Below are 242 nucleotides of genomic sequence, written 5' to 3' on the forward strand. Positions count from 1 at the left end.
ATCCGCGCTCTCTACACGATCACCGAGCAGGACCTGTCGTTCGAGATCCGCGGCGACCTCGGAGCTGTCCGCTATCCGGATTCCGTCGGGATCGGCATGTACCGCATCGACCTGCATCCCTCGAGCGGTGGAGACAACTACATCGACGTCGCATCGAGCCCGTTCCAGATCCCACTGGGTGCGCTGATACCCGCCGGCGGGGGCAACCTGCTCGCCGCCGGCAAGAATCTCGGCACCACCCA

1 protein-coding gene is annotated in these 242 nt (G+C 64.9%); it reads left to right on the forward strand.

Annotated elements, in window-relative coordinates:
* The coding region (locus tag FJ658_RS15420; protein ID WP_141146234.1) for an FAD-dependent oxidoreductase at positions 1-242 on the forward strand (242 nt) is incomplete at both ends.

Source organism: Schumannella sp. 10F1B-5-1 (assembly GCF_006517535.1).
Classification (GTDB): Bacteria; Actinomycetota; Actinomycetes; order Actinomycetales; family Microbacteriaceae; genus Schumannella.